The sequence below is a fragment of the Microbulbifer sp. ABM4_008 genome (genome assembly GCF_056311705.1).
The window spans coordinates 1,928,832-1,948,635 of record NZ_CM149970.1; the positions used below are offsets into that span (position 1 = coordinate 1,928,832).

Consider the following 19,804-nt stretch of genomic DNA (forward strand, 5'->3'; position numbering starts at 1 on the left):
GTTTATGTTTATAGAAAATAATGTAGGACAAAGCCAAACAATCCTAGAGATAGTACTTTGGAGAATATGTGAAAAATATACGAGAGATTGCCGTTAGCATTTTGTTGTCTGTTCTTATAGCCTCATGTGGAGGTGGTGGGGGAAGCTCAGGCCAAGCTACCGATGAAAGTTCTGCTGGAAGTGGCAATAGCGCAGGAGGTGGCAATAACTCAGGAGGTGGCAATAACTCAGGAAGTGGCAATAACTCAGGAGGTGGCAATAACTCAGGAGGTGGTGGTAACTCTGGAGGCGGAGGTTCGTATCAAATAACAGGTGGAACCGGTAGAATTTCAGAAAATATCGAAGAGAAAATATCTGGAAAGCTCATCAGTGATACAAATAGCGGCCTTCAATTCGCTCAAGGCAGTTTTCAGGGAGCATATGGGGAGATTGAAGTAAGTATAGATGGGAGTTGGGTGTATGTACTTGATGAGGCTCTATCAGATCCAATTAAGGGAGAGGAAGTTGTCAGAGATAATTTTGTTATAGGTATTGACTCAAGTAGTGAAACAACACCTATTACGATTACTATTGTAGGTTTTGATGATCCATACGAATTTAACGTAGAGTCTCCAATTGGTACATTAGTCGTTGGCGATACAGAGTACTTATCTGGAACAGTAACTATTACTGATGTCGACGGAAATGCCCCAACATTTACTGAAGATACCATTGATGGTGAATATGGTGAATTTAGTGTAGATAAGAATGGTGACTGGGAGTACCGCCTTAATGATGGAGTTGAAAATATTGCCTCAGGAGAGTCAGCTACTGAAACGATAAGTCTGTCATTAAGCAATAATACTTCTCAGGTAGTATTGCTTTCTATTAATACGATAAAGGTAAAGGAAAGTAGTATTGTATTTGTTTACATGGAGTTCGATGGCAATTCATCCTTAGATAGTCTCGGTATATCTGATTTGGCTAATAGTGTTTTTAATAACCCAAATTCAATGAATAGAGTGTATTATTATAACTCTTTAGGTCAGCATAATTTTGTACGGCATCGTGTTAATGATAGCTCTCTAGATAATTATTGCTATGGAACCTCTGGCCAGGAAAACTCATCAATTGATTGTGTAATCTACAATGTGCCCGATGAAATAAATGGCGACATGCTCAGCTACCAGGAGTTACTCGATAGACAACACCTTGGTGGTCGATATACAGATAAAGGTATGACCTTTCGAGATGAAGCTGACGAATGGGCCAGAGAAAATTTATTAGATGAAAATAATGAACCTCTGGATTTAACAAAATGGGACCATCGAGTATATCTTTATCCGATATCTATATTTGGTGCGGCTGGAGTGGCCGCAACTTGGGGGAACTGGTCGTTTGTAGGGTTAGAGGGCGGGCCAGTTGCAGCCTTAGCCACTATTAAGCATGAGGTGGGTCATAACTTTGGACTAGGCCATGCAAATTTTGATGAGAATAACGATGGAAATCTTGAAAGTTATTATGGGGGAAGAGGAATAATGGGCTTAGGGTGGTCTAACCTATTTGGGAGTGGCCAGCGTGAATTTTTAGGGTGGTATGAGCAATTCCCTGAGTATACAAAGGTAGTCACACCATATCTGGGTGGATTACAAGAAATAGAAATTCAGTCAATTTATCTTGGTCCCGGAGAGCTTTCAAAAAATCTTCCTCAGCAAGTAAAAATAGGAGGTGAAGGTCATAGTCATGGAAAAGAATATTATTATGTTAACTATCATGCTTCCCACCCCATAATGAATCCCTACCAAATTGAGGATGAGTTATATATCAGCTATGCTGATGGTGGGGCATATAATGATGTGGCGATTGTAAAGGTCGGTGAGTCTTTCACAGACTCCAGGAATGGCCTGTCTATTAAATTTGAATCGGTGGACGCTATGAGAAAGTTTGCAAAATTTACTGTAAAATATAGTAATTAATTTTTAAATACAGATCTTTTTTGGTGTAAATTATGTTTAGAATACTACTGATGGCGATTTCAATTTTTTTGTCGGTGAGTGTCACGGCTGAAGATTTTATAGTCGGAAAGCTAGAGGAAGTCACTGTAGAAGATAAAAGCTTTAGTAAGGTTGAGCACCTTTTTTTGATTAAAGATGAGGTTTCTGGAAACTATTTTTTCTTAGATAAGAAGAAAATAAAAGGCCTTAGTGTGAAGCACGGAGATCGTATAAGTATTGATGCTGAATATGAGGGTTCTCAGATTGTTGAGGTTAGACATATTAGTTTGCTATGAAGTATATCATTAGGTACGAAATGTATATAAAGTAGAGATTGATGATTAGATTTAATCAATCATGCTAATATATTGCTGGAAGTCGGTAAGCTGCTTTCTACGCTCGATTATAAGTCGGTATAAGATCGGCTTCCAGTTTTGGATAAAATTATCGACTTTTCGATATATTCCCTGCATTGAAGGTTCATTAGGTGGTTGAAATTTATGTGTTTTTAGTTTATCCGATCATGCTGTTGTGGCGCTTTAGTATATTCGTTGTATAAGTTAATTTATGAATCCCGTACGGATTTCCAAACAGAATATAAAAGTTTGGCTAGTGTACTGCTCTTGGACTTGCTAGTCTGTGGGTAATTGCTGCCTCAATTCTCAGCAGAGAGTGGCTTATTCCCGGAGCTATTTTTTAGACCAGCGGCAACCGCCTCGAAGTCTGTCGATGAATCCTACCCCAGTTTATACTTGATGCGAATCAACGTGATGTAAGATATTCTCCTGCAGTCGCTACGGAAAATACCTTCAACTCGATGAATACTACACGAACAACCAGAATTTAACATCCACTGTTCCTCTGAGATATAAGATCAGAGGGACCCTCTGGCCTTCCATATTGACGCTTAGTGCTTTTTGGGGCAGCGTGAAGCGCAATTTCTTTGAGATGGATAACTGCGGACTTCCAATCCAGAGGATGTGTGTGCCGACCTATCTCGACTTCATAAGCAGCTTAGTACCCTATAGCGCAAAATCTGCAGAAATATAGATCCACAGTTTCCTCATGGGTATTGACGATATTGCGGGTGCATACTGAGCCAAAATCCGGTTATCGATCTGTGTTAGATGGGTTGGCCCTGTATTAACAAGTTGACTTTTAAATTATCCGGTTTGACAGTAGAGACCACTTATTTCAACTCTACTATGTTGCCCTTTAAGGTGAGTGGAGTTATTACCGCTGTGGTTGTTGTCAAAACCTCGAACAGAGGGGGGGGCGCGCTCAGCCAAAACCGCCTATTATGTTGATAGGCATCTGGGTGAGTCAACTAAGGGTGTTTTCAGTCATTATTTTACTCATGAGACACTTAGGTGTTGAGTGTTGGAAAGCAATTAGTTACACAGTTAAAAATAAATCAATAGTATCACCATAGTGCTGGCTGGTTGTATCACTAGCCCCTGCCTCAAGAGAACTGTTGCTAGTTACTATATCGGGAATTCAAATTCGTCAGATCAGTTTGCTGCTAGCACCTTTTTAAGATGCGCTTATGAAACCTCTTGTTAACGAACTCATAAGCGCTTAATGAGGTATAAGAATATTTAATCAGTTACCCGTTCAAAAAGCCATTTAGTGCTTGTTGAAGCATTTGATAGATTCCCAGCAGCTGACATATATTTGTTGTTCATATAGACAGACTTAATAGTATTTGCTCCCCCGCTAAGTGACTCGAGCCTAAAGTGTTGAGAATAATTTGATTCAAGCTCTTGGTCATTGTTGGGAATAGCCCTAGTAAAAAATTTCTCCGTTAATGAGTTAGGTTGAGTAAGGATTGTATTCTGGCTAGCAGAAATTATTCGAAACTCGAGTGGGTTGACGGCATCGAGTATCCATATTTGTGAAAGATCATCATCATTGCGCGGCGATATATCGACAATATCATTGTCTCCTGATCTCTTGTCTAAATAATTTCCCGTTTCAACATTTTTAATTCGATACCTGTAACCATTGGTTAACCCGCTAGTGTAGGGCTGGGCAAAAACAATTTCAGACATTTGAACCCGATAAAAAGATGCACTTTTTGCGGTGGCACGTACTGCTTCAGCAGTTAAGTGGTACGGCAGTCCTCTCGTAGTTGTTGGGGTAGATGACGTTCTACGTTCGATGCCACTCCAGCTATCACTATTACCACAGATTGAACTATAATGACTTCCAGTGGATGTGAGAGGTCCCTTTTTTGATAGGTCTACCTTGTGCCTTCCCACGCAAAGTTTATTTACTTGACCATTATCAACATCAAGGCCAAAATTGGTGAAAGCATATGCTTTAGTGTTGTCACCATCTACAAAATTAAAATCATAAAAATGCATATTGCCATTACCGCTATACTTATCACATGATTCAACAGTTGAGTTGAAAATAAAGAATGGCTCTTGTGGTTTATATGTAGGTAGGATTTCTCGTGAAAATATACCTATTTTGAGGTTGGCATCCGTACCAGGAGCTCTAATTACTGATTTGGCCTTCATTCCCACAATGATGGAGTTTGAGGGAATCGCACAATCTACATCACCTGAAAAAGAAGGGATTTGACCGCGTGGCATTAGTAATCGGTTTCGAATTGGCATTTTGTTCAAGTTGAAAAGAACTTGCTCTTCTGACAGATAAGTTTTATCGAATTTATCTATTGAGTCGAAACACTGGGTTATTGTATTCAGGTTATTATCACATACGGATGAAAGATAAAATGCATCATTATTGATGCCGTCTACTTTTTCTCGCAAGGTGTCAATATCTGATATTAATCCCATTCTTATATAGTAATCTTTATCGGTACTGCTAATCTCTTCCTCATAGTATTTAAGGTGCTGACTAAGGCTAATTGCATAGTTTTCTGCAAAAGTGATTCTTCTTTGTGTTTCTTTGCTATATTTTACAGCCGTGGGGCTAACCGGTGTTTCTGAGATGTTCCCTAAAGTATTTTCTACTTTCAGGGTTAAGTTACCTAGATCGGAAATATTATTTACAGACTTGAAGTAGTTATTACTTCGTTCTCCGGATTCTAGTTTGGGTTTTAATGGGTTACATTGATTGCCATCGCATATCTCGACACTCTTTATTCCCAAATGATCATTAATGACTGCGTGCACTTCTATATTATTAGTAATTCCATTGTCACCATATAGCTGGAAAATATCATAGTTTTTCACTATTGGATACAGTGGGATTTGTTGAGTAATGGTTACAGTTGTTTTGGGTGGCAATCGTATATCCCAAAAATTAGAGCTGTTATTTTTTGAGGTTAGTTGCTCTACAAAATTTGGGTCATTAATTACGTTAAAATTGCTATCTGTAAATGTGAACTCAAAACTGGATGCGCGATCATTGTCGCCGCCAATAATAAAATCACCTTCTGAAGTACGATAACATAAGGCTGCATCTGTATAGCCACTGTTCTTGCAGTCTAGCTGGGTATAGGCTATATCAAATGCTTCCTTAATGGTTACCGACATGTCTGGTAATAAACTACCTTCATCATAGGCATGAACCCAGATATTGTGATTGAAGTCACTACCGTTCGCAGACACGCCTTTTACACTTATACGTGCGAGATCAGAATTGAATGAGTTAATAAGGGCTGACCAGTCCGCATTGTTATTGAGTTGACCTGTAGCATTGTTGAAGAGAGTCACTTTTGCACTTGCAATATTTGTGGCTAATCCAACTGCACCACCATTCGCTAAGTAATCTGTTTCCTCCACACTTAAGCATGATCCTTCTTCACTCCTTCCAAGTACAACTAGTCTCTCACTCTGACCAGCAGCTAGTGAGAACCCATTGCCTTCATAGTCAACGGTTCCCCATAATTGATCGCCAAAATATATATCCCAGAATGGAAATATTTGAGAGGCCGCGTCTGACCCAGTATTTGTTACCTTTAAAGTCAGTGCCATTGAGGAAAAGCAGCTATTTGAAACTTCAGTAGAAGTTTCACTGCTTAAAGACTCAAATGTGCTTGAGCCCGTCTCTATTGCCTCACTAGAGGACCATCCGGTGCTTTGACCGTAACCCCCACCGGTATTTACTCCGATGCTTAGGCCATCGGTACCAGCATTGCCTTCAAAGTTTAATGTAACAAACCATAGTTTTTCTTTGGTTTGACTATTTTCCTTTGTCTGATACTCACCGATTTCCTCGCCGACTTCGGTGCCGTTAGATTCACCAATTGTAGTCATATCATAAAGGGTTATGCCCTCGAGTGTTGTTACAAGTTGTGGCATTGCTCCAATTAGTGGGTGTGATGCTCCATGGACCGGTTGGGAGGCTCCAAAAATACCAATTGCCTCTTCTCGGTCACTATAAGGGTCAAAATCTGTGCTGTATCTAAAAGGGTCTGTAAAGAAGATTTCTCTAGCGGGGCCAAAAGAATCACTATTGATCATGATCGCCGCCATTACGGATGCGATGGTTCCATCTTCGCGGGGAGACCCGGTAATTACCTGATGTGTTTCCGGGTTGGCAACACCAAGTCCATCTAATTTACTGATAACATGGGAGCGGATAATATCGTACATCCCATCAACGATGAGAACTCTGAAGTCTTGCTCGCCTCCTGTATCGAGATTTGATAATTGTTGTGTAGTGACCTTTCCAGCAGCTTCGAGTGCTTTAATTGCCCACCTTGTAGTTCGAATAGTTATGCCGTTTAAAATGACATTATGTGAGGAGTTATCTCTCATATCTAGCCATATATCTGAGGGAACAGCTCTTTGTGCCCCTCTCAATAAGTTTCCATCATTATAATACCCGTAGACTTCAGTGAAATCTGTAATTTGGTCTTCGTCGCTATCGATAGATGGGTTAACTAGAAAATGATCCCGGTTAATTGTGCGACCAGTATCGGCCTCAATAAAATCTCTAAATTCATAAAATTCATCTGGATCAAGAATGCCATCTTGATCAGAATCGGAATTATTGGGGTTTAACCCTATTAGTTGTTCAACATGATCTTCGAGCCCATCTCCATCGGAATCCTTCGCGAAACTTTGAGTGCTTAGTGTCATTATAATGCAGCTTAAATAAGCTAGCGATTGAGGTATTTTTTTCAAAATTAAGTAATCTTTTGGTAACATAATCATTAATTTTAATACAGTTGCTTAGAGGAATTTTGAATCTATTGGCCAGTATCAGTGTTATCTCATATGGTTGCCCCTCCTTGACTAATTTAAATATATTAAACATGTCCACCCCCTTCCTTTCCTTGCTCTGAAAGTCCCCGTGTGGGGGATGAAAATCAGTAATTATTGTAATTATGTTTTATTTTAGGTGTTGTTTCTTATTGGTGTTTTAACTATATATTTTTGGGTTTCTGGTTCTATCAATATTGGTCTTTTTTTTTGGGATGTAATCGATTGTATTTGTTTAATGGGGGGCGAAGGTGGTCTTTTATAAAGCAAGTTGTTATTTCTTTGGGTGCTTTATGTGTGGCGGTAGTGTTTGCTTAATATTCAAAGTTTCATGGGGTCGTATTGTCTTTGGTCTGTGACTGGTAATACTTTCGTATTTACCAAAGAGATATGGATATGCTTTCTACTTTAGAAAAAGAATAAAGGCATAGGTAGAGTGTTGGGGTGAATAATAATGATCAGATCATTAGTATAAGTTCATCAACTTTGTCTGTGTGAGTTCGGACGATGGATGAAATGTTGCCCCCCCCCCTAACCTTTTTTGTGAATATAGTGCTTCTAGGGGTCTTAATTTTATTTTTAATTTTCTTTGTGGTTATCATTTATGTCTGCATTTTTTCATGAATGGATAGGTCACTTCCCTTTGGGGGTATGCATGTACCAATTACCATTCTTTCTCTCTATTTCTGACTTTTGGATCACAGAGATCGGTATTTATTTCTCTGCATGAATAAGGGCTTTCTGGTTCGAAAACTCACATCTTTAATCCAAAATAATTCCTTCCAAGTTTTTCTGAAAAATATTTTAGTTGTTATCTAGTGTGCAGGCTGTTTATACTGTGTCTTTCCTAGTAGCCAGGCGCTAAGTTTTATACACAAGTTTTTTCAGTTTTATTATATAAATCAATAAGTTACAGTTTAGCCCAGTAAGAACTACAGATTTGGCTGGATAATTATGCAGGACTGGGTCATGGACGAAGTAAAAAATCAGGTTATGGGTGATACACGCTTGAATAAACGCTTGTCTAATATTCTTAGTAATTTAAGCTCCGACCCAAAGAATAGCATTCCTTGTGCAAACAAAACTTGGGCAGAAACGTTTGCGGCTTATCGCTTTATCGAAAATGATAAAGTCAATTTTGACTCTATTATGAGCGGCCATAAATCGGCAACTCTTGAGAGAATCAAGGCGCAGCCTGTTGTTCTTATCCCACAAGATACTACTTTTCTAAATTTTGCCACTGACCTAGAAAGTAAAGAGATGGGAACACTTAGGCGTAAAGAGACCAACCAACAACTCTTGCACACCTCCATCGCGATAACACCATCCAGAATTAATTTGGGTGTTGTTGAAGGTAGTATGTGGCAGCGAGATAAAGAATCTAGTGCTAATTCTCGCTATACCAAGTCGATACAAGATAAAGAGAGTCGACGCTGGCTAGACCATTATGAATCAGCTTGTGAGATACAAGAGCGCTGCCCTGAAACCACGATTGTGAGCATCGCGGATAGAGAGGGGGATATTCATGAGTGGTTTCAATTAGCTGAAGATCAAAATGAACAGCGGCGTGCAAGCTATATTGTTCGAGCCAAGGCTAACCGTAGTTTAGAGATCGAAGGAGAAGATACGACTTTACTTTGGGACTATATGACCAAGCAGAAGTCCATCGGGAAATACTCAGTAGGTATCCCCAAAAGGAGTGGACGGCCAGAAAGGGAAGCTAAGGTCAGTGTATCCATTGCAGAAGTAAGATTGCAGGGAAAAGGAAAATCAAAACGACCTCTTTCTCTCTACGCAGTCTTTGCTAAGGAATTAAGCCCACCAGAAGGGGAAAAAGGTATTGAATGGATGCTGCTGACCGATCTTGCAGTTGAGGACTTTAAGCAAGCGAGGATCATTATTGAGTGGTATCGAAGTCGATGGGAAATTGAAACCTATTTTCGAGTGGTGAAAGGCGGATGCCAGATAGAAAGTAATCGCTTTAGAACTGAGCAGCGCATGTTGAACTGTATTGCAATCTATATGATTATTGGGTGGCGTCTACACTCCATGACAACACGGGCACGAACGCTTCCTGATACGTCGTGTACGAAATTCTACTCTGAAAAAGAGTGGCGTATGATATGGATAATGCAAGCTAAAACCTCCCCACCCAATGAAGCTCCAAGTATGAGAGATATAACTCGTATGTTGGCAGGACTTGGAGGCTTTCTGGGGCGGAGCGGCGATGGTGAGCCTGGAGTTAAAACCGTTTGGCAGGGGTACACAAAGCTTCTCCATTATATGGAGGCAGCGGAGGCTTTAAATGGACTTAAATGATGTGTATAAAACACAGGCCAGGCGTTGTGTGTTCTTCGGTCTCAATAGATCGTCCACAGATGTAAATTACTTGAGGATATTCGACCCCTGTAGTTATTCTTCAAAACACTCCCATCAGTGCCCATCTTCTAGTCGGGAGAGGTGCTGACTCTACCAACTGAACCCTACTTTCCCAGCCACACTTATTATCTAAAATCAAGGATCATTAATATCTAAGGATTAAATGATGTGCATTGCAACTATTTTCGGATAATATGTTAATTTTACTTTCCATCTCTAGGCGAGATATCCCCATTGTGCCGGTGGGAATGCTCACAGTTGCTGTAAGCCATTAGGTTCTGATTTTAATTTTATAAATGTATAACCTGGAGAAGGAATCCATTCAAATCCCAGGCTCAGAAACAGTCCTTCCATTGGTACACTTTATTCGTTGCTTCCATATTTTTTAAATGCTTTTAATCAATCGGACTTTTTAACTAATAGCTAGTAGGTCAAGTTCAGCGGCGCTCGATATAAGACTTACCCAGGTTAAGTAGACACCCTGTATAGTTAGGTTTCGGCCTTGTATCATGGGAAACAAAAGAACTCAGGCGTATACAGAGGAATTCCGAATCGAGGCAGTAAAAAGGGCGGAAAAGCCTGGAGTGACAACGGCTTCTGTGGCACGCGAGCTGGGTGTCAGTGCACAGCAGATCTATAGCTGGCGCGGTCAATTTAATCGTCTCTCAGATAAGCAGCTTAATAGATTAAATGGTATCGACTACTCCAAGTAGGAAAGTGCAGTAGTCCGCAGGCTCACGAAGGAATTGCAGGAGGCGCGTAAGGGGGGCGAGTGTCTAAAAAGGCAGCTGCGTACTTTGCGAACCACTAAGAGTAAAGTACGCACTGATACAGGAGCATGTAGGGCTATTCTCGATTAACTTGATGTGTCGGTGTTTAAGGTTCTCAAGATTGGACTATTATTGGTGGCTTGGGAGACTGGTATCTTCTAGCGCTATTAGAAAGTTGCGGGTAGCTAAAAGGGTCCGAGTGATCCTACCCTTCAACTATAGTAGCTCAGGTTTGATCTGACAGTTACCGGTTTTTCAGGAGGTGCTATTTACCCTGATGGGTTCTCCAATTATTGTAATATGTGAGCCTTCGTCCAGATCCTTTTGTAACTCTTCTATTGATCCATAGATCTTGCGGCGTATGAAGGTTGGTAGAACGCTTGTAAAATGGTTTTATGGAAGCGTTCACAGATCCCATTTATTTGTGGATGCCTGGCTTTTGTCTTAGTGTGTTCTATTTCGTTCACACTTAGAGAGCCTCTGAATAACTCCGTGATACCCCTGGCATGCGGAGCGGTTCACAATCAAGGCGCGGCTTCGCAGGAATGTCTAGACCTTTCAAGAGGTCGCAACGCGGAGTGTGAATCGCTCTGCAAGCCCCGAAGGGCGGGTCTTGAAGGCCGCATCTGCTGCGTTGCAGCTTTTGCAAAGGGCTACGGCCATTCGCGGCAAGCTGCGTCTTACATCTGCAGCTTTCAAAACCCGCAGAGGCATTACGGAGTTATTCAGAGGCTCCTTAGATATAACTGATAATTGTGCTGTTCCAATTTGCCACAATACTCGGTACCACGATCAGTTAGGATGCGCAGCACTGGAAGATCATGTATGGCATAAAACGGTAGTATAAAGTCATTCTGGAGGTCCGCCGCGCCGAGATATCAGTCACTATCTAATGACTTACTATAACTGGGAGCGCCCCCACCAACGCAATGATGGGGTCCCGACTGCAAAAGCGGAAGAAAAACTTAACTTATTTTCCGGAAACAGTTGGTCGCTACAGTCGCACTCTAGTTCCATAGGTTCTTTTCAATGATTGGTCTGGGCACGAGTGCCAAGGTAGATAGTGCCATATATAGATGTTGGGTGCTGAAGATACATAGAGAGGTTGTTGACCGATTGGTCACATTTGGAGTTGGCTTGGTAGGGCATAGATAGTTTTAGGTTAGCCTTTGGGCCACTTTTCTGGGAGGGGACAGGTGATGCAAGTGCCTCTCAGAGCGGGTGCAGCCTGAGGAGAGCTTTCTAAAAATATTAGGTTTTTTGGAGGCCTTGTTGCGGATTATGAATTGATCATAGGATGCCGTAGGGCCAGCGTAATAACACTTGCAATGACTAAAAAGCTATTTCCTTTAAAGCTTAGCCTATCACCGATATTCTTTGAGGTCCGACGGGAAGTCTAGGCGTATCCAGAGCCCCCTGATTAATGTTTCTTTGTATCTAACAACAATCAAGTAAGTGATGCCAAAAAAGTAATACTCTGAGAACTTTTCTTTGAGACATCATCGATCATGTCTGATGCGCGGAGTAGTAAGAGGGAGATAAAAATCAAGATATTCGACTTTCTATAATACTTTAAGCCTAATAATGCATGAAAAATAGACAATGTATAGTTTCTTCCTTTTTAACGTGACTTTAGTACCATCTATTACTAGCATACGATGACTGCTCTTGGTCAGGCAGGAGCATCCGAGCTCCTCAAGTTCGTGGTACAAAATATTTATATCAGGCTAATAGGAAAGCCACTAACTGGATATTTTCATAGGTATTACGGGTAGTCAGCTATTCGAGTAGAACCAATGGGTCAAAAAATTACTTTGGATTAAATGTGTCTTTTTGATGGCTGCTACGATTGTATAGACGCTTCTTAAGGGGTAAGGCTAGGTGTGGCGAGTTGCGCTTTACGCTTCAGCCCAAAGATGATCTGAGGTAATTTGGGACTCCTTAGGACTTTGTACAAGAATTGGTAAATAGGTTGTTGTGAATATATCAATTCAAATGTTTGGCGAGTTGGCTGTCTACCATGATGGTTCAGCGATAAGTTTACCTCGCTCCAAAAAAACCCGAGCAATCCTCGCGTTCTTGTTATTGGCTTCAAGGCCACACCGTCGTGATCGTTTGTGTGAGCTCTTCTGGGATCTGCCAGATGATCCTAGGGCATCGCTAAGGTGGTCTCTTAGTAAGATCAGGCCTATTGTGAATGACCCGCACAATGCGCGCTTAAATGCAGATCGAGAAAGGGTTCGCATGGATACGGAAGATATTCATATTGATGTGAGGGAGCTAGCTTCAAAGCTTAAAGCTCCTGAGTTATCTTACAGTGAGCTTCTGTCAATTCATGATGAGCTAAAGGAGACTTTCCTAGACGGTATAGATTTGCCTGATCAGGAGCTTTTTCAGCAGTGGTTAGCAGCAGAGAGGGAGGAGGTGGGACGCTTGCGAGGGCAAACCTTATCGCGCTTGTCATCCCATAAAAACAGCCCGCCTCCAGAGCAATTAAAGTGGGCGCGAGATTGGGAAACGCTAGAGCCATTTAATCCTAACGCAGCAACTCAATTACTAAACAAGCTAGAAATGTTAGGGCGTATTGAGGAGGCTGATAGTATTCGCCCAAAACTTTTAGAAAGATTTAAAAGGGCTGGCATATCATGGGCACCAAAGAATAACTTTGCGATAACTTATGTAAAAGGATTTAAGAAGCAGTCATTAGAGCGTACATTAATTAAGAGCCAGAAAATTAAATTTTGTAAAGCATCAGATGGTGCTCGAATTGCCTACGCATCTATCGGTAGGGGAACTCCAATCATAAAAGCTGCGAACTGGTTAAGCCACTTAGAGTATGATTGGGAATCCCCAATTTGGAGCCCTTTGTTCCAAGCTTTATCCGCTGAACACCAGTTTATACGCTATGATGAGCGTGGAAATGGTCTATCCGATTGGAATGTGGATACCATTTCATTTGAATCATTTGTAACTGATTTAGAGACGGTTGTGGAAGCAAGTGGTGTTGATAAGTTCGCCTTACTCGGGATTTCTCAAGGGGCAGCTGTTTCTATTGAATATGCAGTACGCCATCCGGAGCGCGTTAATAAGCTGATTCTTTTTGGAGGGTATGCAGCAGGTTGGCGGACTGGGGCAACTGATAAGATCATTAAAGAGCGTGAAGCTATAATAACACTTACAGAGTCAGGTTGGGGGCAAGACAACCCAGCATACAGGCACATCTTTTCGTCCACCTTTATGCCTAGCGCGAAAGCTGATGAGTTAGATTGGTTCGACGAATTTCAGCGACTTACAACATCAGCGAATAATGCAGCCCGATTTCTTTCAGTTTTTGGTAGTATAGATGTTCGCGATAAACTTAAAATGGTTACTGTACCGACACTGGTTATCCACTCGCTGGGTGATCAAAGAATACCAATACAGCAAGGGATTGATATTGCAGCAAGCATCCCAAATTGCAAGTTCGTGGGTTTGAATAGCGATGGCCACCTTTTGCTTGGGCGTGAACCGGCTTCTAAGGTTTTTGTAAATGCAGTGAAAGAATTCATCTCTACTTAGCTCAAAGGAGGCGCAGATTTGTAAATCTCAATGCATGAGAAAGTTTCATTTCGAGTATAAGGTTGACGGATCAAAGAGGGAGGCAAGCCTTCCTGGACAGATTGGAAACACAACGCAGCAATGCAGACTAAATAATTTCATTAATGACAAAACCTTGAGCCAATGAGTGGTTAGGATTATCTGCTACCCAGTCACCAAGTTTCTGTCGAAGAGATGCATAATTAATCTGAAGGTTATTTAAATATTTAGCTGTTGCTGCAAATAAGCAATTTCCATCTTCTGGGGCATTAGTTGATTCTAGCTGCTTTGCTTTTTCTAACTCAATCAAATCTGATGGATTCTTGACTGCATTGTTAATTAGTTGATAGTGATTATTGTCTAGGAATAAATTTACTGCAGACGAACTAGAAAACTCTTCACCTATCGCCAAGACCTGGTTGTAGCCAGGAGAAATTATATTGATAGGCCTTATTATACATTGAGACAAAAGAGATGGGTGCATATCTGAAAGCTTGGTGTTCCAAGCTCCGCGCTTCTTAATATCATTTACACACTTATGTAAAGCTGATTTTTTTTGTATCGGAGAGGGTGGCTTTTCGATCGATGCAGAAGATGTTATTTCTGAGGGGGTTTCCATATGCTGACCACTATATACTCCACTGGTATCAGCAAAAACTATAATATACGATTTAAAAGTATATCTACGAAGTCTCTCAAAGCTTGATGCAGTGTTAGGTTCTAGTGTGCACTGTAGAGATTTCTTGGATGGTTTACTTGTATGGAAAATCTTAGGTGGACTAAAGTTAAAGGACAGCATAATTTATCCTGTTCATAATTATTAGATTCTTTAAGGGTGGTATAAAATTAATCAGTTCAGCGATTTTTGGGTAATCAAAAGTAGTAAATCTATATACGGTTGAATAAATTGACCGTTGTGCTAATTACCCTTATGATTTGCTATGCAAAATATCATTTTCAACATTCTCTACAATTTTTACAACTTCAGTGAGTTTTTCTGCAATATTTAAAGTGCTGGCCGCTCCTGTTATTGTACTTAGTTGTTGTAAAAAACGAATTAGTGCTCGTTTAGAAGTACTTGCATCAATAGACGCGTCGCCCCCAGTAATAAAATTGGGGGAGGAAAGAGGTAAGCGATTAAAGTTTATATCTATCAATCTTTGCATATCTTTACGCACATGGCAGAACTCCCCCTGATACTGGTCGACAGCAATGTCAGCTGAGTACTTAGAATCTATTTTACCTGTGCTAATTATCTGGTTTACATGAGTTATTTTAGACATAAAGTAGTAATTTCAAACCTTAACTATAAGACCTGCTAAGCTAATCCTATGAAGATCTCGGGTATTTTACAAATTAAAAAACAATATACGGCCCTCTATATCCATACAAAAGGTATATATAGGTGGAACCTAGTTATCATAGAGTGAAAATCCTATAAGTCATTTACTTGAGTTATGGTAACTAAATGCAGATTTTCCTGCTTTAGAATTCTTCGACGAAATTATTAGTTCTGGTCATTTTTAGTACCTCTGGTTACAGTAGATGCCAATTTCAAGCTTGTAAAAAATATATCGATTAAATAAAAAATATTCTAGCGTTGATTAACCAATATTCCGCAAAATATTTTACGGCAATTTTCGTGGGAGGCTTCCGCCATCAAGAATTAGGTGCCTCTGAACAACTTCACGATACCTCTGGATGCAGAGCGGTTCACAATCAAGGCGCGGCTTCGCAGGAATCGCTAGATCTTTCAATAAGTCGCAGCGCGGAGTGTGAATCGCTACGCAAGCCCCGAAGGGCAGGTCTTAAAGGCCACAGCTGTACAGCCATTCACGGCGATCTACGCTTAACCCTGCAATATTCAAGGCCTGCAGAGACATTGCGGAGTTGTTCAGAGACTCTCGAAGAGACTTCTGATTAAGGAGGTCTTATTATCGGACCAGCCTGGGCTGGATAAAAATTGGGCTTCTCACGAAGATAGCTTTAACTTTTGCACAAATCTCCCAAGTTTTTGTCTGAATTCCTCTGTGTACGGATTTCAGGCGCAATATCCCAAGGCAGCAAGATATTTTCTCCCTATCCATAAAATCGTAAAGCCTACCTGTAATTACAGGTGTCAAGTATTTTTCACCAACCCGCGTTATCGAGCATTATTGTAGCCAAGCTGACACTTGATATAGCGGAAGGGGTGACCCTAACCTGCATCTCTTTCTTTTCCACTTTACGAAGTGACATTTGACCTGGAAGGGATTTAGCTTGTTCGGTCTAAACGCTATGTACCAGCCCACCATTGTCTCTTTCAGCTATTCCCGCTTTACCATACCGATGTATCCAGAATCACCTTAGGTGATGCAAATCCAAAGAGCTGGCAGCTGATGTGGTATCCATAAGGAGATACTGATGATAGAGAGTGACAGTTTTAAATACAAACCATAAAGAAATCCGCAGATTAAGGAAGCTAAGATTATCTTTGTAGAACCTGCCAAATGGAAACACATGAACAGTATTGATGCCACGCTGAGTAAGTAGAGTATAAATCAGTCGCATCATCAAGACTGATAACTTGGCGGGGAGGCGGGGCAATCAAGGAGTGATAAAAATTTTCAGCTATCGGCCGTATAGCAGACAGAAGCTCGTAAAGAGCTGACCCCAATTGTTGATCACCGATAGGGTGTGGATGTTTGTGAGGTCGATGACTGAGTCGGGGCTGAAAACGGAAATGGAAGGGCACAGAACAATCAACTGATAGATCAAACGATACTTCAAACGCTAGATCAAATGGATACAGGGTTTAATAGGATTAAGTTGAATGAGGCTTAAATAGGTCAGCATAAATAACTTTGAGAGATGTCCAGCGAAGAACAATAAACTGGGAAGTCTCGCTTCAAAAAAATGTACTACTTCAGCATGAGTTAAATCAAATTTAGAGCGATAGATGTGAAGCAGAATGAACTTTAAGCCTTGCAGGACACTTAATACGCGAAGTCAGACACACATATTAGTGGAGTGATTGAGGGGGCTAAGCTAGATGAAGCACTGTGCCACGAAACAGGGAAAAAAGTCTAAAATCAAAAAAAAAAACAGGAAAATCTAAAGCGTGAATTCTGATACTACGTAACATGGCTACTAAATATTGTACTGAAACAAGAATTTTCCCCGGGGCATTTAGCAAAGCCGAAAATTCTTACTGGGTCACTCGATAACATATAGATTTCGCACAAGATGTATACAAAACTGGTGTAGGCTCAAAGGAGACAGTATGACCGGAATCAATTGGGGGCGAGCCTAAGGGTTATTAGTATGGCCTCCCAGAATAGTATGAAAGCGACCAAAAGTGAAGAAACTAACCTATCTGATAGTGGTGGGGATGTTTGGCTTTTTGGAGCATCGAAATTTCGCTATGACAGTGATGGGAATGTACGTGAAGCAACAGAAGGTGAGATTCTAGGTCAAACTCGAAGTTCGCCTACAGCTATGATTACTGTGCTATCAGAAGGGTCCAAGTTACTTCTGTTTGATGCGAATGGTGCATTCGAACAAGATGTGGATGCAATTGCGAAGCTCTATACTCAGGATGATCAAGCACCCGAGCAAATAAGTGAGGAGGTTCGTGCGGCAAGAGTAGCTTTGCGAAATAAGATGAGGGCGGATATCAACGCGGATGTATTTTCGGTCTATGATGCAGGTAAATATTATCATAATGAAATTGAGGTTGCACCAGAGAAAATTGTTTCTGAGATGAATGGGCTACTTGTTGAGCATTTAGTGGATAAACAAAAAGCTTTTACAGATTTAAAAAGCAGGATAAATGCAGTAGATGGTTGGCTTCAAGAGCAGCTTTCACTAAAAGGCGAAATTGAAATGGTCGTAATGTATGACCTACATGAAAGACTCTATTTTGAGCAAAGGAAAGTGAATACTCTGGACCCTGCTTACAATCCCATGCCCTGGAAAAAATCATACAAAAATAACGCAAGTATTGCTGATTGGAGAGGTGTAGGGGACTACCAAACCCCGCTAAGTAAATTTTCCTCAGAAACTTTTCCTAATAATGCGCAGATAAACTTAGTCGATAACCTAAATAGTGCATTTCAATCTATGATTGATGATCTACACTCTCATAATAGTACAACAATTAAGGCACTATCAAAGTCTATTGTATAGATATTGAGTTTGAGCGGTATATTTAAAGAAATAATTTTAGTGAGTTGTTGAAAGTATGAATATTGCCTTGAGTAAAGGGCAGGTATGCTGTTCAGAACGGGAAATAACTATTGAAAGTCACCATAGTGGTGATTTAATAGAATTGATAACTATTTCAATTCCTCAAGGAAAATCTGCTGCCTTCATATTTGCACCGGTTATTAATTTAGTCTTGATGGTAGCCGGTTCTGCAAGTATTACATATAACCAGTCCAAATTTGAGTTATCAGTTGGGCAGGTTTGGCTTGTTGGTTCTGATACAGACTTTAATTTGAGTAATAAAAGTGAGTCCCAGGATATTGTAGCTATTTGCGTTCGTATTCGTGAAGCAATGTTAGCCAGGTTCTATGACAGGTATGACAATGCGCTTATTCTCAAGAAACAGGCTGCTAAAATGGTGGAGTCCTCATTACCGAAGTATGCTTCCCCAATCATCTTTCCAAGCTGTGAGCTAACGAGAATAACTTTGGACTCCTTTAGGCTGCTAGGCCGATTAGACAATGATGGGTTAAATGCTCTTAAGCTGGAAGAATTGCTTCTCTTGAAACTAAATAGTGAGCATGGGGAAATTCTTGCTGACGAACTGCTAAATAGGGTTAATCCTACACATGAAAAATTTAGAAGATTCATGGAATCTAACACTACGAAGAACTGGTCTGTGGCTACATATGCGAAGCAAATAGGCATGAGCTTGACATCTTTTAAAAAAATGTTTGGACAAGTTTATAAAGAAAATTCACCAAAAGCCTGGATTAACGAAAAGCGGCTCCGACACGCAGATATCCAAATTCGTACTACCAATAGAAGACTGGTGGATATTGCCCTAGAGAGCGGTTTTTCTAGTCAGTCGTACTTTACCCAGCTGTATAAGTCAAAATATGGAATATCTCCATCTGAGGCTCGACAAAAATGTACCTGAGATATTTTTTATCATGTCTATTTGGTTCTACAATAATAGGTAGTGCTGTACAAAAGACAAGTGATGCAGAGATAATTTCGACACTAAGTATTGGAGTGCAAGTTGAAAGCGTAATATCAAGTAAAGCGTCAGATGTTTTGTTTTAAAAATATAATTGCTTAGAAGGATTTCCCCCTTTTTCAATTGACAAACTATCAGCTAGAGATCTTCAAAGAAAGCTAGCGTTAGGTAATTATGATGTTGTCATTAGTCAATGGATTATCTCAGATCAGGGGGGTGTGCAACAAGTTGGGAAAGAAGGTTGATTGGTGAGGCATCTATTAATTGCTTTACTCTCAAGGAAAGGTATAACCTAGCAAATATTTCTGACAGGGATATTTTTTCGAAAATAAAAACTATAAGCCATGTTGCTGATGACTCGTCCTTGAGCGTTGATCCAAGTTTGATAAATTTACATCCAGATGCTTTTGCATTTGTTGACTGTAAATCTATAAGTAAGTGTATAGACATGCTTAAAGAGGGCGATGTAGATGTTATTGCAGCCAAGAGTCGGGATTCGATGCATTACATGGAGCATACGGTTCGGGGATATAATTTAGAGTTATACAGGGTGGAATTTTCTGAGCCTGGATGTCTCTATATCGGATTGAATCCTCGAAGTCTTTCCCCAGAAGAGAGAGAAACGATAATGAATAATTTTAGTAAGCTTTGGGAAGGTAGGAGTTGCTTGACAGCAACACACGATAATTAATTGTACGTATAGCTATTAATTTATTTTGTTATATTTAAGGGGGTTAA

Annotated in this window: 10 protein-coding genes and 2 pseudogenes; 7 read left to right on the forward strand and 5 right to left on the reverse strand. The window is 40.4% G+C overall.

The genetic code is table 11. The features are described from left to right. Positions 1-68: 68 nt before the first annotated feature. Both ACYX4J_RS08470 and ACYX4J_RS08475 read left to right on the forward strand, forming a co-directional pair. Positions 69-1,955 carry a VCBS domain-containing protein gene (locus tag ACYX4J_RS08470; RefSeq protein ID WP_476178362.1) on the forward strand — a complete coding sequence of 629 codons (1,887 nt, stop codon included), beginning with the start codon at positions 69-71 and terminating at the stop codon, positions 1,953-1,955. A 32-nt stretch (positions 1,956-1,987) separates the two neighbouring features. Next, a complete protein-coding gene (locus tag ACYX4J_RS08475) occupies positions 1,988-2,269 on the forward strand; it encodes a hypothetical protein (protein ID WP_444897018.1) in 282 nt (93 codons plus the stop codon). Positions 2,270-3,571: 1,302 nt separating this feature from the next. Here the strand turns inward: ACYX4J_RS08475 and ACYX4J_RS08480 are convergent. Beyond that, the gene (locus ACYX4J_RS08480) at positions 3,572-7,033 is read right to left on the reverse strand and encodes a hypothetical protein (RefSeq protein WP_476178363.1); all 3,462 of its coding nucleotides are present in this window, start codon (positions 7,031-7,033) and stop codon (positions 3,572-3,574) included. A gap of 1,077 nt (positions 7,034-8,110) precedes the next feature. Between ACYX4J_RS08480 and ACYX4J_RS08485 the strand changes: the two genes are divergently transcribed. After that, positions 8,111-9,475, forward strand: a complete 1,365-nt coding sequence (locus tag ACYX4J_RS08485) for an IS4 family transposase (protein ID WP_475708210.1) — start codon at positions 8,111-8,113, stop codon at positions 9,473-9,475. A 569-nt stretch (positions 9,476-10,044) separates the two neighbouring features. Further along, on the forward strand, positions 10,045-10,248 hold the full coding sequence (locus ACYX4J_RS08490; RefSeq protein WP_444897020.1) for a transposase: 204 nt from the start codon (positions 10,045-10,047) through the stop codon (positions 10,246-10,248). 325 nt (positions 10,249-10,573) lie between these two features. Here the strand turns inward: ACYX4J_RS08490 and ACYX4J_RS08495 are convergent. Continuing rightward, positions 10,574-10,778, reverse strand: a pseudogene (locus tag ACYX4J_RS08495) (integrase core domain-containing protein); the annotation flags it as partial. 264 nt (positions 10,779-11,042) lie between these two features. Next, positions 11,043-11,174: pseudogene (locus ACYX4J_RS08500) on the reverse strand (IS481 family transposase); the annotation flags it as partial. 1,375 nt (positions 11,175-12,549) lie between these two features. Between ACYX4J_RS08500 and ACYX4J_RS08505 the strand changes: the two are divergent. After that, positions 12,550-13,863 carry an alpha/beta fold hydrolase gene (locus ACYX4J_RS08505; RefSeq protein ID WP_444908019.1) on the forward strand — a complete coding sequence of 438 codons (1,314 nt, stop codon included), beginning with the start codon at positions 12,550-12,552 and terminating at the stop codon, positions 13,861-13,863. A gap of 127 nt (positions 13,864-13,990) precedes the next feature. Here the strand turns inward: ACYX4J_RS08505 and ACYX4J_RS08510 are convergent, their stop codons facing one another. Together ACYX4J_RS08510 and ACYX4J_RS08515 are read right to left on the reverse strand one after the other, a co-directional pair. Then, a complete protein-coding gene (locus ACYX4J_RS08510; protein WP_444908020.1) occupies positions 13,991-14,500 on the reverse strand; it encodes an OTU domain-containing protein in 510 nt (169 codons plus the stop codon). A 310-nt stretch (positions 14,501-14,810) separates the two neighbouring features. Beyond that, complete coding sequence (locus ACYX4J_RS08515; RefSeq protein WP_444897023.1) at positions 14,811-15,059, reverse strand: hypothetical protein; 249 nt, start codon at positions 15,057-15,059, stop codon at positions 14,811-14,813. Positions 15,060-17,202: 2,143 nt separating this feature from the next. Here ACYX4J_RS08515 and ACYX4J_RS08520 point away from each other — a divergent pair. Further along, entirely contained in the window at positions 17,203-18,048 is an 846-nt protein-coding gene (locus ACYX4J_RS08520) for a hypothetical protein (RefSeq protein ID WP_476178364.1), read from the forward strand. Positions 18,049-18,103: 55 nt separating this feature from the next. Further along, positions 18,104-19,006, forward strand: a complete 903-nt coding sequence (locus ACYX4J_RS08525) for a helix-turn-helix transcriptional regulator (protein ID WP_444897025.1) — start codon at positions 18,104-18,106, stop codon at positions 19,004-19,006. The last annotated feature ends 798 nt before the right edge of the window (positions 19,007-19,804 follow it).